This is a genomic window from Vibrio sp. Isolate25, assembly GCF_022398025.1.
In the GTDB taxonomy this organism is placed as follows: Bacteria; Pseudomonadota; Gammaproteobacteria; order Enterobacterales; family Vibrionaceae; genus Vibrio; species Vibrio coralliilyticus_A.
Genome location: NZ_JAKEUT010000003.1, coordinates 169,378 through 186,837 on the forward strand (window position 1 = coordinate 169,378; position 17,460 = coordinate 186,837).

Genomic DNA, 17,460 nt, shown 5'->3' on the forward strand with positions numbered 1-17,460 from the left:
TCATCCGTATTTACCCAAGGACACCCACCTATGCTCAATCGGTTAAAACAGATACAAGATTCCACAAAAGGCTTTGTCGGTATTCCGCTAGTCTTACTTATGGTGCTGGCAATGGTCATCCTGCCGCTGCCACCCCTGCTACTGGATGCCTTGTTCACTTTTAATATCGTGCTCGCTATTTTGGTACTGTTGGTCAGTACAACCGCTAAGCGCCCCCTCGACTTTTCCATTTTCCCCACCATTTTGCTAGTGGCAACCCTATTACGCCTGACGCTCAACGTTGCCTCAACTCGAGTCGTCCTACTCGAAGGTCACAACGGAGGCGATGCTGCAGGTAAAGTCATTCAGGCCTTTGGTGAAGTAGTCATTGGTGGCAACTATGTGGTCGGTATGGTGATTTTCGTCATCCTGATGATCATCAACTTCGTAGTAATCACCAAAGGTGGCGAACGTATTTCAGAAGTATCAGCGCGTTTCACACTTGACGCTTTACCTGGCAAGCAAATGGCAATCGATGCCGACCTCAATGCAGGTTTGATCGATCAGGAAGCCGCCCGTCAGCGTAGGCGTGAAGTGGCTAATGAAGCCGATTTCCACGGTTCTATGGACGGTGCGTCAAAGTTTGTTAGAGGGGATGCTATCGCCGGATTACTGATCCTGTTTATTAACATCACTGGCGGTATCAGCATCGGTGTGTTTGAACACGGACTCACCACTTCTGAAGCGTTTAAAACTTACGCATTACTCACTATTGGTGACGGCTTAGTCGCCCAAATACCATCACTACTTTTGGCAACCGCAGCGGCCATTATCGTTACTCGTATCAACGACAGCGATAATGATATGTCAGAAACTATGCAAAAGCAGTTATTGGCTTCACCCGCGACCCTGTTTACGGTGGCTGCGGTGATGTTAATTATCGGCATGGTGCCTGGCATGCCTCACCTCGCCTTCTTTACTTTTGCCGCGGTGCTCGGATTTGCAGCTTGGCGACAGCGCAAGAACCCGGCTCATGATTCTCAAATTGAAGACGTCGAAGTACTCACTCAAGCCATGCAGCAGGAAGAAACCCCACTCAGTTGGGAAGACATTCCACATGTGCACACGCTATCGCTGGCTCTTGGTTACCGACTGGCTCACCTGGTCAATAAGGAACAGGGCGCGCCCCTCACCCAACGCATTCGTGGTGTAAGACGTAACCTGTCTGAGCAAGTCGGCTTCTTGCTACCAGAAGTGCGTATTCGTGACAACCTGAGTCTCAAACCCAACCAGTACACCATTTCACTCAATGGCGAAACGATAGAGCAAGGCTTTATTGAGCCAGAGCGATTGATGGCGATTGCGGTTGGCGAAACGTATGGCGAAGTCGATGGTATCCTCGGCAGTGATCCCGCCTACCAGTTGCCAGCGGTCTGGATTGAGCATACAGATAAAGCCAAAGCGTTAAATATGGGTTATCAGGTGGTAGATGATGCGACTGTCATCGCAACCCATATCAGCAAAGTGATCAAAACCCACCTTTCAGAACTGTTTAATCACGACGATGTCGATGCCATGATGCAGAGGCTAACCCAACAAGCGCCGAAATTAGCGGAAGCGCTCGGTGCAGCACTCAACCCAGCACAGCAGCTGAAAGTGTATCGTCAACTGCTACTGGATCAGGTACCTCTACAAGATATCCGTACCATTGCCAACACCATGCTTGAGTCGTCTGAAAACACCAAAGATCCGATACTTCTCGCGGCTGACGTGCGTTGTGCGTTGCGCCGAACCCTCGTGAGCTTGATCGCTGGGCAGAAGGTGGAACTGAAGGTGTATGCACTCTCCGATGAACTGGAACAAATGCTGATAACCTCTCTTCAGCAGGCGCAAGCCAGTGGCAGTGTCAATCTAGACAGTTTCCCTGTTGAGCCCAATATTCTGGCTCAATTCCAACAAAACTTACCTTTGGTAAAACAACAGCTAAAACAACAAGGCTTGGCACCGATACTTCTGGTTATGCCGCAGCTTAGACCGCTGATTGCCCGCTATGCTCGTACGTTTTCTCAGGGATTGGCGGTATTGTCATATAACGAAATACCAGAAACAAAACAAATCAACGTGGTAGGTAACCTTGGCTAACCTCAACTCACATCAGGCGATGTATAGCTACATCGCCAAACTCATGGAAGAACACCTTGAAACCGAAGACGATCAACTCATCCATCAAGCGCTGATTCACAATGACATCCGACATGCATGTCAAGCGATCCGCGCAGCGAACTCTGGTGAAGTCGAATTTCAACACCTGACCCTTAGGTTTGGCGGTGATGGCGAACAAAGTGTGTATCAATTCAACCTTTCTCAACAGGTAAAATACTGTCTTGACTTGTTCAGCCTGTACCTAGCACTGCGCCAAACTCACTTTCAGCTAGAAACGTTTCATCCAGATTTGATCAGCAATGTTGTGGTACCTCTTCAAGTCGAGGCACTCATCTGGCCACCGGGTGAATATTTTTTAGAGCAAGTTATCCTCTGCCATAAGAAAGCACTCACGCATGTTATTCCTTCACTGCAACTCAGCCATTCTTTAGGGTTTGACTCGTCGGTAGAAAGCCTGATCGAGTGTGTGGAAGAATACGCTTACGCACTGTGGTTTGAAGTCACTCCGCCCTACCCTTTACTTGAACAACTGGCTTGCTATCAACCTGCGATGCTGAAACTCTCAGTGTCACTGGAAGAAAAACAAGATCGAATGGCCTTGTTGCCCATCGTACGTTTTTTGAAAAAATACAAATTGAAGTGGGTCGCCAGCCGGGTCGCAAGTCAAAAAGAATTGAACCAGTATAAATTGCTCGGCGCCAGTTACTATTTTGGCTACTTCAGTGACATCCCAACCCCGCTCTCTTTTAAAACATTTGCCAGCGAATACGACATCTAGTCAATCCACTAATTGGCACCGAAAAGAGCCAATTAGTGGAATCAGCTTCACTAAATCAGCACCAAATTCCTAAATATTCCCGTTATTTACACTTTTTAATTAATCTTCGATATTTATCGTCCGCCTCCTGTTAGTGACCAGGGAAACCCTGAAGCCAAAATCTGAGTATTGTGAAAACCGAAGGAGACCATAATGGCTTTATCAATGCACACTAACTACGCATCACTCGTTACACAGAACACACTAAGCAGCACAAACGATCTACTGACAACCGCTATGGAGCGCCTAAGTACTGGTATGCGTATCAACTCTGCAGCGGATGATGCCGCAGGTCTGACTATCGCTAACAAATTAGAAGCGCAAACTCGTGGCATGTCAGTTGCGATGCGTAACTCTCAAGATGCAATCTCAATGCTGCAAACAGCAGACGGCGCACTAGAAGAGCTAACTAACATTGCTTACCGCATGAAAGACCTCGCTACTCAAGGTGCGAACGGCACAAACGGTACCACTGAGCTTTCAGCGCTAAACTCAGAATATCAAGAGCTTGAGAAAGAAGCGGTACGTATTATGGGTGAAACCACATACGGTGCAGGTCAAAAGCTACTGACTGGCGGTAAACTAGCTGCAGCAGTAGATTTTCAAATCGGCGCATCAGGTGCAGAGAAGCTCACTGTTGACGTGTCTACTGCACTAGGCGACGTAGACTTCACTACAACAGGTGACCTTGATACTAATGCTAACTCTAACGCTCAAATCGCTGTTGTTGATGGCTTATTTGATAAAATCAACACTGTTCGTTCATCACTAGGTGCAAACATTAACCGTCTCGAGCACACCATCAATAACCTAGCAAACGTGTCTGAAAACACGGCGGCTGCGAAAGGCCGAATCACAGATGCTGATTTCGCAGTTGAATCTTCAAACATGACGAAGAACCAAATGCTAATGCAAGCAGGCACTACGGTTCTTGCTCAAACGAACCAAATGCCAAGCATGGCAATGTCTCTACTTCGCTAATAAGCGATAGACACTCTTCTATTTATTTTACTCCAGTGATTTTAGCCTCCCTTGCGGAGGCTTTTTTTGGTTTTAAAGTCTCTCGTCAAACGCTTTTTTCATTTAACAACCCCTGCCATTTGGTCGCCTTAAAACATTGAGCAAAGCTGATCTTCATTCAAGGAAACAGCGGAACTCAGCCATGGGAAGTCACACTTCCGCAAAACCAAGAAAAAAAACATAACTTATTGATATTTAAAAGCTAAGTGAATGGCACTCATCTTGCTATTTTTCTAATCAAATCAGAATGATGATAGCGATATGAACCACAACGGTCATACACAAAAGACAAGGGAGTACTCTGATGAGTTCAATCGATCCAGCTACGATGGCACAGCAACTCGCCACCTTCGACGTCCAGTCATTTAGACAGCGCTACACCAATCAGGCCTCCCAGTACCAATCTCAACTGGATGCGCTTGGCAAAGTCGAATCTGCATTGCGTGAATTCCGTACCGCTGTGAATGACATGAACAACAGCACATCAGGGATCATCAAAAATAGCGCAACCGTGTCGAGTGAGGGGTTCTTCACTGCCAGTGCAGACTCCAAAGCACTGACAGGTAGTTACCAGATCTTTGTTGAGCAGATCGCAACAGCACATCAAGTCTCAACGGGTATGCCTGCAAACCTAGAGCCGACAACTGAAATACCGCTGACAGGCACGCTCGAATTTAAAATCAACGGCGAGACAATGACGCTGGATCTCTCCACTCTAGACGGTGATGGAGACGGCAAAGCAACTATGGCCGACTTAACTTCAGCAATCAACAATGACTCCGGTAATCCGGGCGTTAACGCTACCTTAGTTCGCTCCGGTGGACAAACCCACTTTATGCTCTCCAGTGAAGAAACGGGGGTCGCTAACAAGATTGAAGTCTCAGCAACTGGAATCGGCCAAAGTTGGTTTGAAGATGCCTTCACAAACCTAAATCAGATTAGCGAAGCAAAAGACGCCATTATCTGGTTAGGTGCCAAAGATTCAGGCCTTAAACTCGAAGGTAGCAGCAATACCTTTAGTGATGCTATCGATGGCCTCGACATCACTGTCAGCAAGGCCCAGGAAACTGGCGAATCGCCGTTAACGCTCAGTGTCAGCGGTGACAACGACGCCACTAAAGAGCAAGTTACTCAGTTCGTTGATGCCTATAACAAGCTGATGTCGACCGTTGACGAATACACCAAGGTAGATACGGAAAACAACACTCGGGCTGTTCTAGCCAGTGACCCTACCCTACGAGCCATTGAAAGCCAGGTGAAGTCTGTTGTGCGTGGAGATTTCGGTGGCCTGCGCCTAAGTCAAGTCGGTATTGAGATTGATCGTAACGGCAAAATGAAGATCGATTCTGAAAAGTTTGAACAGGCTCAAATCGATAATAGTGCAGATCTTGAAGCGATGTTTAATGGCGACGGCAATCTCTTGGATAGCATCGACACCATCATTGAGCCTTACCTGCAATTCTCCTCCGGCCTATTTAAATCTCGTAAAGACGCACTAAAGCAGAACATTGATCGCATCAGCGACAAGCAGGTCGTGCTGGACCGTAAATACGATATGGCTTACGACCGCTACCTCAAGCAATTTACTCAAATGAACACCATTATGCGCCAAATGAACCAAACCATGTCGATGTTTGGTTAACGGCCACCAGGAGACGATTTTATGTTAATGGATTCAGGCTACAACTCTTATCAACAGGTCGATCTTGATGCTCAGGCAGCCTCGGCAAACCCACATCAACTGGTGGTGATGTTGATCGATGGGTTACTCAACGAAATCGAACGAGTCCGCGGTCACATGGCCGCGGGCCGCCTCGCTGAGAAAGGGGCTGGCATCAACAAATGTATGAACATTTTGGTTGGTTTAGACAGCGCACTTGATGCAGAAAACGGCGGCGAAATCGCTGAAAACCTCCACCAACTCTACGACTTCTGTCAGGTCGAGCTTTATCAAGCAAGCGTACAAAACAACCTAGACAAACTCACGAGCGTGGAACACGTCATGAACAATATACGAGAAGGGTGGATGAGTTTTGGTCAGCAAGCATAAAGTGTCCCCTGAACGGTTTCGCCATCTCGCCAAACTGATTCAGATCGCAACAAAAACCCAAGATTGGCAAGGGCTAAAACGCTACGATCTTCAATTAAGAGAGCTGCTAGAAAGCCATCAACCCTATCTCAAGGATCCCCGACTCGCGCCTGTCATTACTGAAGTTAAATCGGTACACAAACAGGCTTTTGACGCACTGGATAAAGCCATCAACGAGCTGGAAGCCGAGATTAATGTTGTCGACGCTCAACATGAGCGAGCAAAAGCTTACCAACTTGCCATGACCATGGAGTACTAGCAATGAATACACCTTCACTGCACACCATGACAGGTCAAAGACCAGAGCAGTTATCCGCTGATGGTACGATCCAAAAAGCCCGTGGATTCGGTCAGCCTGCCGAACAAAACACTGGCTTTACTCTCATGGGGCAACCAGCATCGACGCTTACTGGCAGTCAGCCAAATGCTGAACCAACTGTCGTAACCTTCACGGATGATAGCGAGGAAATGCTAGGGCAGGAAAATAGCTCAGATCATACGACTACGCTACCGATTGAAAGCCCTCATCTACTAAAAGAACACTCTGCGACCATGGATACTTTGGCATCGCTGCAACTGAAACAAAAACGAGCAGTGGACGGTTCTCAAGCGTTCAATGCCGCCCCCGTTTCAGTAACAAATTCGTCAAACAAAATGACGTCACAAACAATCAGCAGTCAATTGGTCAAGCAAGCAGGCGGGCCTTTGAGTATCGACACGCCTATCAACCAAAGCCCATCAGTACAGAGTGCTCTGCAAACGTTAGCCTCAACACAAACACAACTTCAAGTCTCTCACCAACAACCTACAACAACATCTGTACAAACGGCAGAGTGGGCAGCAGTTAAGGTCGATACGAGTGCGGCTAAATGGGGCGAGCAAATGATGCAGGTGCTGCATGATAGAGTCTCGCTTCAAGCACAACAAAGTATGCAAGAAGCCAAAATCCGTCTTGACCCACCAGAGCTTGGGAAACTGGACTTGCTGGTTCGTGTTGATGGCGATCGCCTCAACGTGCAAATCAACGCCAATGCGGCCGCAACTAGGGAAGCCTTGCTTCAGGTTTCTGACAGGCTACGTGCTGAGTTGCAAGACCAAAACTTTGTCCATGTCGACGTCAACGTTGGCTCAGGAGAAAGCGAGCGCGACCCGTCACCTCATCAAGGTGAACATCAAACACATATATTCGACAGTCGCGAGTTTGCCAATTCAGACAATACCAATGATCCATCAGAGCATTGGCTCAGCACACACGCATAATTAGGAATAGGGTTATGACAAAACAACAAATGATCGCGCTCTTTGCAGCGATGATTCTCACCAGTGCTCTGGTTTCAGCAGCAACCGTCATCGGCGGAATTTGGCTCATAAAGCAGTCGGGAGACAGTCCCCAGTCAGAATCATTTTTCTCAGATTCTCCTCTCGCTTTTCTCATCGAAGAACGTCAACCAGCTCAGACACCTAGCTTCCACTCACTGGATAAAATTGTTCTGAGTGTCAAAGGTAAGCGTCAGACTCACTTTGTTATGTTAGAAGTCGCGATTGAAACTCGCCGTCCAGAACGAATTCAGAATATCGATGACTACATGCCGGTTGTACGGAATTCGTTACTTAAGCTTTTCAGTGACAAAACCTACGAAGACCTTCATCAAGATGGCGCCGTTAACCTACTGCAGAATCAGGTCAAACAAACGGTACTGCTGGCCTTTGAAAAAACCGACATTCTTCGCGACATCGATGATGTCTTGCTGACGAAATACGTCGTGCAATAAGGAGCACGGCCCATGTTGGATATGAATTTTCAGGAAGAATACGGCGTAGAAGGTGAAATCAGTTCACCTTCCATCCCTATTGATGAGAACAAGTTACTCAAAAAACATCAGGTGTTGGTCAACCGTATCGTCAATCAGCTCAGAGCTCATGCGACACCGCACTGTAGCATCGAAGATATGCAGCAAATTGGCCTTATTGGTTTACTGGAAGCGGGCCGTCGATACGGAAATGTCGAAGATCCCAACTTCCCTGCTTTTGCCGTGTGTCGCATCCGCGGAGCAATATTAGACGAGTTACGGCGGCTGGATTGGCGGTCAAGAAAAACGCGTCAGCAGGCTCATGAACTCAATGATGTGACCCGCGATCTGATGCGTTCTCTTGGCAGGCAACCGACCGATGCTGAAATCATCAAGGCATTGGGAACAGACGAACAAGATTATCTTACTCGACAAAATGCGGCGCTGGCCGGAGAAATGCAGAGTCTTGATCAATTGATTGAGAACGGTATCGAAGCACAATCTGACGCTGTTTATGACGGAATGTCCCATGAGCAAACTCGTCGCAGTCTCGAAGTCGCTCTGGATAAATTGCCGAAAAGAGATCAACTGCTTCTGACGCTGTTTTATCAACACGAACTTAACCTTCACGAAATCGCTTTAGTGCTTGATCTGACGCCTCCAAGGATTTGTCAGCTACACAAACAAGCACTCAAACAACTCAACCACTACTTATCCTCCTAGGAGTCACAAATGCAAAAGTTTTTTGGAGCCATCACCGTCTTACTGTGTGTCTTTGGCGGATATATGTGGGCAGGCGGTAAGCTTGGCGCTATCTGGCAACCGGCTGAATTTCTGATCATCATTGGTGCCGCGGCAGGTTCTTTGATCATAGGTAACCCACCACAAGTTCTAAAAGAAATGCGTCAGCAAGTCCGTGCTACCATTTCCGCCCCGCGCGAAGAATATGAGTACTACATGGAGCTGATGGCTCTACTTAATAACCTGCTTGAAACAGCACGTAGCCGAGGCTTTAAGTTTCTCGACTCTCATATTGAAGCCCCTGATCAGAGTTCGATCTTTCTCGCCTACCCGAAAGTCGGTTCAGATTATCGGCTGATTTCTTTCATTACTGACAACTTGCGTTTAATGGCCATGGGTCAAATGTCGCCTCACGAGTTAGAAGGTTTACTGGAACAGGAAATCGAAGCCATTCAAACCGAAATGCTGCTGCCTTCTCGCTCAATGCAGAGAACAGCTGAAGCACTGCCGGGCTTTGGTATCTTGGCGGCTGTGGGTGGCATCATCATTACGATGCAGGCTATTGATGGCTCAATCGCCCTAGTGGGCTACCACGTCGCTGCAGCTCTGGTTGGAACATTTGTTGGTATCTTTGGCTGTTACTGCTGCCTTGATCCGCTCAGCAATGCTATGGCGCAACGTGTAAAGCGCAACATGACCGCATTCGAGTGTGTTAGAGCAACACTGGTGGCCTATGTGGCGAAAAAACCCACGTTACTTGCCATCGATGCCGGCCGTAAGCACATCCAGTTAGACATTAAACCGACATTCAATCAGATGGAGAAGTGGCTCTCTGAGCAGGAGGCGTAATGCAAAGACAAGAACAGGTGGTGTTCAAACGAACCAAGACCGTCGCTGATGATGACTTCCACGGAGGCGCTTGGAAAGTCGCTTTCGCTGATTTCATGATCGCCCTAATGGCTCTATTTTTGGTCTTATGGGTGATGCAGATTGTCGATAAGGAAGAGCGCAAGGCGATTGTGGCTCACCTTCAAAGTGCAAGCGTCTTTGACAAGAGTTACGGTAACCCGTTTGATACCTCACAAAGTATCTCTCCTATTGACTTGGCTGCCGACTCTTCCGTACCGAGCCGGCATGATTCGACACATATTGTCAGTTCATTCTTTCAAGGCGATGGTGATGGTCCGGAAACCGATTCTCTGATCCCGGGCACATTCGACACTCAAGAGCGACTGGCAGCATTGGCGAAGGTAATAAAAGAAGCGGTTCGCCAAATCAGCGCTCAGGGGAATGTCAATGTCACAGTGACACCACAGGGTTTACGGATTGTTCTGCAAGACGATTATAAGCAGCATATGTTCAGTCGTGGCGGGTCGGAACTCACACCATTCTTTGAAGATCTTCTCCTTGCGTTGGCGCCTGTCTTTAAGCGGGTAGAGAACCCACTGATCATTAGCGGTCATACGGATTCTACCAGGTTCAAAGGTCATGTTGAACGCCGTTCGAATTGGGAATTATCAGCATCACGCGCAAATATCGCCAGACAGACTCTCGTTTCAGGTGGGATGCCCGACGAGCGAGTATTGCAAGTAACCGGTATGTCGGATCGCGCTTTACTCAATGGAGATGAGCCAGAATCCAGTGAGAACCGACGTATCGAGCTGTTTATACTGACCACACCAGCCGCCAAAGTATTGGAAACCTTCTTTGGTAATCAAGCTGACAGCGAACTGCAAAAAGCAAAACAGAAAGCAGAGTTTAATCAGCCAGTAATTCGCCAGGAAGTGATTAACTTTTCCGGCACCCAAGCTCCTTCGAAGCCAGCGCTTCAACAACTTTAACTCTCTCAGGCGCTCTTGCAGCGCCTACTAACTCAAGCGTAAAAGCACATGCCTCAATATACGGTCCGACACGCCAAAAAAGATCGATTACAAAAAGCCTTTATGTGGCTGATTGTCATCGACTACGTGTTGCTTTCTCTATTCCTTAGCCAGTTGTACAACCTGACTTTAAATGGAGGCACGGCCATTAGCACTCTACTGCTTATCTACAATGTCCTACTCACTTTTCTCTGCTTTCAACGTACTGACAAGCGCGATTCTTACATTATTTACCCAACGTTATCAGCAACGCTACTGGCTTTCGTCTGCTTCCTGTACTTCTTCTTTCTGGTCTGACGCAACTTTTCTTTAGGCAAAAAAATGCTCTTCAATTAATGAAGAGCCAAACGAGCAATAGAAATCGGTCAATTGTTTTAGCTGGGCTTCCGTCTTAGCTTCTCATCAACGCCACCACAGAATGACGCTTTACGTTCGCCTGAGCATTGAGAGCCATAAAGGCTGTGGAAAACTGACCTGAATTCTCATCGAAGAGTTTAAGTTTGTCTTTGACTTGGTGAGCAGAAATCACCGAAGACTGCTTATGAAGCGTTTGCATTTGCATCGTCAATTCAGAACCCACTGCGCTCGCCTGCTCTAACCCAACCTGTACTTGACGGAAGTGCTGGTTCACCTTGGCGATGGTCTGTTTGATTCCGTCGCGTGAGCTCAAGTCAAAGCTTAGCTCGGCAATACCTTCTGGTTCCGCTTTAAGCGTCATCACATTAGATTGCCCAGCAGGGAAACGATGCCCCTGACCCGTGACCATCACCTTCTGTTGCATCTGCTGATAAGCCTTCTCTGAGGATTCAAATAGTATCGTTCCATCCTCAGACAACGAGGCTCTGAGCCCAAGAGGAATCAGGCTTCGGTCTAGCATCTTGACGGTTTGCTTGCCCTCTGACAGGCCATCAAACTCAACCATCACTGAGTTTCCTTGTGGGAAGTCGAGGCGAATTTGTTCCGCTTTATCACTCAAACGATGGATGTTTAGCCCAGGAATTGAGAAACGACGCATATCCGCTTTGTCGAGCTTGAGCGTCAGCTCGTTGTCGATCACCTTGTTACCATCAAAGCGTGCGTTGTCTAGAATGCGCTCTATGTTTACTTTGGCTCCTGTTAAGCCTTCTTTTAAACCAGCCACATTGCTCGCGCCAAGATTCATTGCTCGGGTAAGGCCCTGCTTAATCTTGACCAGCTCACCGCCTATGGCTTGTAAAGAGCGTGTCGCAATCTGAACTGAGGTGGCATTTTGTTGCCCCTGAGTAAGCAAAACACCAGACACCGAATACGATGCTGGTGTTTGGTTTTGGGCAGCTAGTTTACGCTGCCCGTTATCACCATGAGACTCTGAAGAACGAGGAGGAGAAATAGAAGCTCTATCGTGCCCAGTCAATCTGACATTGTGTGGGCGAACCTCAACTGTGCTCATTACCATATTTCAATTCCTGCTTATCAAATGCGGTCGAATAAGTTGAGATCGTTAATCTTAACGTAGCTAGCTTGAGTCGCTTGCAATGCGGCCATGTAGTTACTCAAACGAACTGAAGCTTCACCATAATCTAGCGCGGAGAGGTCGCTGCTGACCTTATCAACAAACAATTTATTTTCACCGTGAGCACTATCCATCAAATCTAGGTTGTTGTGACGACCACCCATTTCAGTCATCGCAGCTAACACGTTGCTGGATGTTGCTTCGATAGAGCTGAGCGTCGATTCAACCGTAGTTCGAAAAGCTGGAGTGGGTGACTGGAACTCTGCAATCAAGGCATCAAGATCGTTAAGAACGTTATTGCCACCTAGATCCAGAATTTCCTGTGCGGTCATATTGGATTCCATCGTCACGCCTTTCGCTACTGTCACAACCCGCTTATCACTGTTGCCTTGGATTACGTAGCTACCACTCGCGTTGGACAAAGCCGCCGTATCTGTTTTAGTTCCGGAGAACAAGTAACGGCCTTCTTCATCCTGAGCATTGAACGCGGAAACGACAGAAGAACGTAGACTTTCCAATTCGCTGATGATGCCAATACGTTCACTGCTTGTTAACGTCCCGTTCGCTCCCCATAGCACACGCTCATTCATCATCTTTAGACTTTCATTCACGGAGTCGAGCTGCACTTCCTGATTGGATAATGCGGTCTTCACATTGGAAATATTAGTCTTGTACTGAGTGATCGCCGAGCCTTCACGCTCTAAATTTAGTAATTGAACAGACGCCATTGGGTCGTCGGACAGTTTGGTCAGACGTTCACCGGTAGACATTTGCTGCATCACTTGCCCAAGCCCAGCGTTATTAATTTGCAAACTTTGCAGCATCATCTGACTGAATTGAGTATCACTAATTCTCATCTGTCTTTCCTATATTTAGAATAACTGAAGTACTGAATCGAACAGCTGATTCGCTGTACTGATCACTTTCATATTGGCGTTGTGAACGTTGGCAAACGTCATTAAATTGGCCGCTTCCTCATCACTATTTACGGCACTGACGTTGTCACGAGCGGCAACGGCCTGTTCACTCATTGCCAACTTAGCCTGATAATCCGCATCAGCCTGACGTGCTTTGATTGCTGTTTCACCTACCATTGCAGCAAATGCATCGTTCAATGTTACTGAGCCAAAACCACTAATTGACACGGCTTTGTTACTGACAGCAATTAAGCTGTCCAGTACATCCGCATTGCCAGGATTACCGTCACCAGACAAAGCAAGCTCCTCTGGTTTCAAATCAGTAATCGTCAGGCTTGCAGCAGGATTAGCAGGGTCGTAACTGAACAAAGGCTTACCCGTATTACCATTGAGATCTTGACCAGTAACCAGTACAGAATTGAATTCATCGGCTAATGCCTGAGCCATATCGTCAATCGCGGTACGGTATGGCTTTAACACCTCCGTCTGATAATCCGTCAGTGCGCCAACCTGCCCGCCTGGCGTATCCGTCACCGCAAAGCTCTGAGTACCAAACTCAACATGCAAAGCAGCAAGGTATGGATCACTTGGGTCAGGAACGGCTTTAAGCACAGCGGCATCTCCACCCATAACCAGTGGTTGCCCAGAAGAAAGCGTCACCTGCAAACTACCATCAACCTGTGATGTCGTTTTCACTTCTACCACTTGGGACAACTCTCCAATTAATGTGTCGCGGGTATCCATTAGTTGAGCTGGGTTTCCCCCTGTACCTTGCATCTCAACGATCTGTTTGTTCACGTCCGCAATATTAGTCATCAAACTGTTAGCATGAGCAATGGCCGCATTACGTTGGTCGTTAACATCTTTATGTTGGTGCGAGAGCGACTCAGTGAGGGTGTTAAAACGTCGCGCAAGGGCTTCGGATTCATTAATGATTTGCTGACGATAAGGCACCGATTCAGGTTTTACTGTTGCATCATTCAGAGCTGAAAATAACGTATCCAAACCAGCTGAAAGGCTAAAACCGTCAGCGCCGAGCGTATTTTCCAGTTGACTCATAGTGCTGCTGTAGCGAGTCGCGTAAGCGGAAAGACTGTTTGTCGCCCAAGTTTGCTTCACCAGATACTCATCGGTGACTCGGCGAATACTGGTCACTTCGACCCCTAGCCCAGGGTGTAACTTGTCGTGTTTCGTTCCACCAACCGATGCCATCAAAGCTTGTTGCCGGCTGTATCCCGGTGTATTAATGTTGGAGACGTTTTGCGCGGTGACGTCTAGGGCCACGCGATTCGCGTTAAGCCCAGAAAGGGCAATATTGACGAGATTCATTTACAGCTCCATTTTTCGAATCAATGGTTGGGCGAAAGCCGTTGTCACACCTGCTTCGCCCAACATTTGTCTAACTGAGGCGACCGACTCCTGGCTCGAATGAAGTGCAGGTGCAGAATTAGGCGCAACGGAAGCTTCAGCGTGTGAGCTTGCTTCCACCTCACTAAGAGTGTCATTCGCTGGCAAGGTTGACTCACTGGCTGAAAATGCCACTTCTGAAATTGAAGGGCTGAGCTGTTTAATCAACATTTCTGAAATACCAGAATGCTGTTTCTTAGACATTTCAATCGCCAGCTGGCCATCGTACATATCGCGAAAAACACCCTGTTGCTGGCTGGAGAATGGGCTGTCATCGTCGGCCAATACATCACTACTACTGCGCATCTGCCGCAGTACCAACTGTAAAAACATCGCTTCAAACTGACCCGCCACTGTCTCCAGAGCGGCTCCCTGTTCGTTACTATTCTTTATGTTCATCAGAGCACTGTTATCGTGATAAAGCACCGAGTTCATAGAAGACTGTTCGTTCAGTCCGTCAAGTTTCATAAAGACTCCTTAAATCACTACCAGCTCTGCATTCAATGCCCCTGCTTCATGCAAGGCTTGTAGAATCGACATCAAATCCGTTGGTGTCGCCCCTAAGCTGTTGACCGCACTAACGATTGTGTTGAGCTCCGTACCCGGAGGCCAGATCACCATTTGCGCTTGCTCTTCGCTGACGTCCAATAGCGACTGGTCGACAACTTTTGTTTCACCGTCAGCAAACGCGTTTGGCTGGCTCACCTGTTGCGATTCAGCAATGGTGACCGTTAAGTTGCCATGGCTTACCGCCGCTTCACTGACCTTGACGCTCTTACCTATCACAACGGTACCGGTACGAGAGTTAAAAACGATGCGCGCAGGCTTACGTCCTTCGGCCACACTGATTTCTTCCAGCATCGACATCATGACCACACGCTGCTGGCTGTCTTTTGGCGCTTTGACGCTAATGCGCACATTGTTTTTGGCAACCGCGACTTTTGGCCCAAAGATGTTATTGATCTCACGTGCAATATTCTTAGCGGTCGTAAAGCTTGGTTTTCTCAGGTACAGTACCACGTTATCTTGCTCTGAAAAGTCATTGGGGACTTCTCGTTCCAGCGTGGCACCACCGGGAATCCGACCAGAAGTCGGAGTATTAATGACGATTTTAGAGCCACTTTTTCCTTCAGCAGACACGCCGCCCACGACGACATTGCCCTGAGCAACGGCATACACCTCACCATCGATACCGCGCAATGGTGTCAGCAGTAAGGTACCGCCGCGCAAGCTCTTGGCATCACCGATGGAAGACACCACTACATTCAGCGTTTGCCCTGCACCTGCCATCGGTTCAACGGTTGCAGTGACGCTCACTGAAGCAACATTGCGCAACTTAGGGTTGGTACTGTCGTCGATTTGAACACCAAATTGTCGCAACATATTGGTGATGGATTGCGCGGTAAATTTGACCTGATTGCGGTCGCCCTGCCCGTCTAGGCCAACCACTAGACCGTAACCAACCAATTGGTTTTCACGAATACCCTGCACATCAACTAAGTCCATGATAGGGATTTCAACTTCAGCTTGAGCAGGTAACGCTGTCCCTAGTGACAACACCAGCAGCATCCCCATCAAGAATAAATCTCTTTGCTTAGCAACCCTCTTCTCATGCGCCGAGCTAAATCGGGGAGAAAGAGAGCTAAGAACGGCGGTAAACATAGTCATTTTCTGTTTCATTAAAACGGCATCCAAGGACTGTTGAAGAATTGGCTTAACCAGCCAGCAGCATTACTGTCAGCCAGCGTACCTCGACCTGAATAAGTAATTCGCGCATCACCGATGCGTGCAGAAGAGACCTGATTATTACGACTGATATCATCAACACGAACAATACCCGTTAGGCGAATAAACTCATCGCCCTGATTGAGGCGAATCCATTTTTCACCACTGATGCGCAATACCCCATTAGGTAACACTTCGTGCACCGTCACAGTAATAGCCCCTTCTAATTTGTTGCCCTGTGAGCTGGATGCACTACCATCAAAAGCGCGTTGAGCATCGACACTAGCAGCGAGTTCATCGATAGTTTTGCCACCCAAACTCGGCGTAGCAAAGCCAACGCTCGAGTTTTTACCATACTTGGTATCGGCTTTTTTGCTCGATTCCGTTTCTTCGGAAAGGACCACTGTGAGCATATCGCCGACACGATACGCTCGCCTGTCCTGAAACAGGGTCATGGAATATTGGTGACGATAAAGACTGCCGTTTTGCGCGGCTGGAAGTGAATAGTCCAGCGTAGGCGGTGCGTATTTTTCTTCATCAGGTTCAGGAGGGGTAAACTCCTGTCGACCCGCACACCCAGCAAGCAAAATGACAACCAGAGGCCAAACTCTCAATAATGCCTTCATTCCCTGTTCCTTTATTACTTGACCGTTACACCGACTGAGCGACAAACTTCAGCATGTCATCCGCAGCCGAAACGACTTTGGCGTTCATCTCGTAAGCACGCTGAGTCGTGATCATGTCAACCATTTCCTCCACGACTTGAACGTTTGAACCTTCTAAAGAGCCTTGTTTAATACTGCCCACACCGTCTTCTCCGGCGATCAGCTCATCCGCCTGACCACTGGCTTCCGTTTCACGGAATAAGTTTCCGCCCACGGCTTCAAGGCCGGCTGGGTTGATGAATTTCGCTAAGGTGATTTGACCGAGTTCTTGCGGTGCAGTGCTGTCAGCTGAGGTAGCCGACACCGTACCATCCACACCAATGGAAACCGATAATGCGTTCTCGGGTATCTGGATTTGCGGTTCCAAAGGCAGACCTTGGCTATTGACCATTAGGCCTTCCGAATTGACGTGAAACTGGCCATTACGGGTGTACATGATCTGGCCATCAGAGTTTTCGATTTGGAAAAAACCCTGCCCCATCACAGCAAGATCCAATTCTTGACTGGTGTTTTGCGTATTGCCTTGAGTGAACACCTTCTGTGTGCCTACCACTCGCACACCGCTACCCAACTGAACGCCTGATGGCAACTCATTGACCTGATCCACCAGCGCTCCCGGCTGGCGTTGAATGCTGTAAAATAGGTCTTCAAACACCACTCGGTCACGTTTAAAACCGACAGTGTTAACGTTTGCTAGGTTGTTAGAGATGGCCGTCATTTTAGTGTCTTGAGCCGCCATGCCCGTTTTACTTACCCATAATGCTGAGTGCATTTT

General features: G+C 47.9%; 19 protein-coding genes. 12 read left to right on the plus strand and 7 right to left on the minus strand.

Features of this window, described 5'->3' with window-relative positions; translation table 11 throughout:
• Nucleotides 1-30 precede the first annotated feature (30 nt).
• The 12 genes from flhA to L1D15_RS10510 all read left to right on the plus strand — a co-directional run bounded on the left by flhA (nucleotide 31) and on the right by L1D15_RS10510 (nucleotide 10,776).
• A complete protein-coding gene (gene flhA, locus L1D15_RS10455) occupies nucleotides 31-2,121 on the plus strand; it encodes a flagellar biosynthesis protein FlhA (RefSeq protein WP_239875550.1) in 2,091 nt (696 codons plus the stop codon).
• Nucleotides 2,114-2,920, plus strand: a complete 807-nt coding sequence (locus tag L1D15_RS10460; protein WP_239875551.1) for a diguanylate phosphodiesterase — start codon at nucleotides 2,114-2,116, stop codon at nucleotides 2,918-2,920. The genes flhA and L1D15_RS10460 overlap by 8 nt, the downstream gene beginning before the upstream one ends.
• Nucleotides 2,921-3,112: 192 nt before the next feature.
• Complete coding sequence (gene lafA / locus L1D15_RS10465) at nucleotides 3,113-3,940, plus strand: lateral flagellin LafA (RefSeq protein WP_239838145.1); 828 nt, start codon at nucleotides 3,113-3,115, stop codon at nucleotides 3,938-3,940.
• Between the two features lie 343 nt (nucleotides 3,941-4,283).
• Complete coding sequence (gene fliD, locus L1D15_RS10470) at nucleotides 4,284-5,621, plus strand: flagellar filament capping protein FliD (RefSeq protein WP_239875553.1); 1,338 nt, start codon at nucleotides 4,284-4,286, stop codon at nucleotides 5,619-5,621.
• A 21-nt stretch (nucleotides 5,622-5,642) separates the two neighbouring features.
• A complete protein-coding gene (fliS, locus tag L1D15_RS10475) occupies nucleotides 5,643-6,029 on the plus strand; it encodes a flagellar export chaperone FliS (protein ID WP_239838143.1) in 387 nt (128 codons plus the stop codon).
• Complete coding sequence (locus L1D15_RS10480; protein ID WP_239838142.1) at nucleotides 6,013-6,327, plus strand: LafD; 315 nt, start codon at nucleotides 6,013-6,015, stop codon at nucleotides 6,325-6,327. The genes fliS and L1D15_RS10480 overlap by 17 nt, the downstream gene beginning before the upstream one ends.
• A 2-nt stretch (nucleotides 6,328-6,329) precedes the next feature.
• Nucleotides 6,330-7,328: a flagellar hook-length control protein FliK gene (locus tag L1D15_RS10485; RefSeq protein ID WP_239875555.1), complete on the plus strand. Its 999-nt coding sequence runs from the start codon at nucleotides 6,330-6,332 to the stop codon at nucleotides 7,326-7,328.
• 14 nt (nucleotides 7,329-7,342) lie between these two features.
• On the plus strand, nucleotides 7,343-7,840 hold the full coding sequence (locus tag L1D15_RS10490) for a flagellar basal body-associated FliL family protein (protein ID WP_239838140.1): 498 nt from the start codon (nucleotides 7,343-7,345) through the stop codon (nucleotides 7,838-7,840).
• A gap of 12 nt (nucleotides 7,841-7,852) precedes the next feature.
• Nucleotides 7,853-8,581, plus strand: a complete 729-nt coding sequence (locus L1D15_RS10495; RefSeq protein WP_239865512.1) for a FliA/WhiG family RNA polymerase sigma factor — start codon at nucleotides 7,853-7,855, stop codon at nucleotides 8,579-8,581.
• 9 nt (nucleotides 8,582-8,590) lie between these two features.
• Complete coding sequence (gene motA, locus L1D15_RS10500) at nucleotides 8,591-9,448, plus strand: flagellar motor stator protein MotA (RefSeq protein ID WP_239865511.1); 858 nt, start codon at nucleotides 8,591-8,593, stop codon at nucleotides 9,446-9,448.
• Nucleotides 9,448-10,440 carry a flagellar motor protein MotB gene (locus tag L1D15_RS10505; protein ID WP_239838137.1) on the plus strand — a complete coding sequence of 331 codons (993 nt, stop codon included), beginning with the start codon at nucleotides 9,448-9,450 and terminating at the stop codon, nucleotides 10,438-10,440. Before motA ends, L1D15_RS10505 begins: the two co-directional genes overlap by 1 nt.
• A 48-nt stretch (nucleotides 10,441-10,488) precedes the next feature.
• Nucleotides 10,489-10,776, plus strand: coding sequence for a hypothetical protein (locus tag L1D15_RS10510; protein ID WP_239875556.1), 288 nt, complete (start codon nucleotides 10,489-10,491; stop codon nucleotides 10,774-10,776).
• Nucleotides 10,777-10,870: 94 nt separating this feature from the next.
• Here L1D15_RS10510 and L1D15_RS10515 read toward each other — a convergent pair whose 3' ends face one another.
• The 7 genes from L1D15_RS10515 to flgG form a co-directional block, all read right to left on the minus strand.
• Complete coding sequence (locus L1D15_RS10515) at nucleotides 10,871-11,914, minus strand: flagellin (RefSeq protein WP_239875558.1); 1,044 nt, start codon at nucleotides 11,912-11,914, stop codon at nucleotides 10,871-10,873.
• A gap of 17 nt (nucleotides 11,915-11,931) precedes the next feature.
• Nucleotides 11,932-12,828, minus strand: a complete 897-nt coding sequence (gene flgL, locus L1D15_RS10520) for a flagellar hook-associated protein FlgL (protein WP_239865509.1) — start codon at nucleotides 12,826-12,828, stop codon at nucleotides 11,932-11,934.
• 15 nt (nucleotides 12,829-12,843) lie between these two features.
• On the minus strand, nucleotides 12,844-14,217 hold the full coding sequence (gene flgK, locus L1D15_RS10525) for a flagellar hook-associated protein FlgK (RefSeq protein WP_239875559.1): 1,374 nt from the start codon (nucleotides 14,215-14,217) through the stop codon (nucleotides 12,844-12,846).
• Nucleotides 14,218-14,763, minus strand: coding sequence for a rod-binding protein (locus L1D15_RS10530; RefSeq protein WP_239838132.1), 546 nt, complete (start codon nucleotides 14,761-14,763; stop codon nucleotides 14,218-14,220).
• 9 nt (nucleotides 14,764-14,772) lie between these two features.
• Nucleotides 14,773-15,870, minus strand: coding sequence for a flagellar basal body P-ring protein FlgI (locus L1D15_RS10535; protein ID WP_275658366.1), 1,098 nt, complete (start codon nucleotides 15,868-15,870; stop codon nucleotides 14,773-14,775).
• Between the two features lie 104 nt (nucleotides 15,871-15,974).
• Nucleotides 15,975-16,646 carry a flagellar basal body L-ring protein FlgH gene (gene flgH / locus L1D15_RS10540; RefSeq protein ID WP_239838131.1) on the minus strand — a complete coding sequence of 224 codons (672 nt, stop codon included), beginning with the start codon at nucleotides 16,644-16,646 and terminating at the stop codon, nucleotides 15,975-15,977.
• A 25-nt stretch (nucleotides 16,647-16,671) separates the two neighbouring features.
• Entirely contained in the window at nucleotides 16,672-17,457 is a 786-nt protein-coding gene (gene flgG, locus L1D15_RS10545) for a flagellar basal-body rod protein FlgG (RefSeq protein WP_239838130.1), read from the minus strand.
• Between the last annotated feature and the right edge of the window lie 3 nt (nucleotides 17,458-17,460).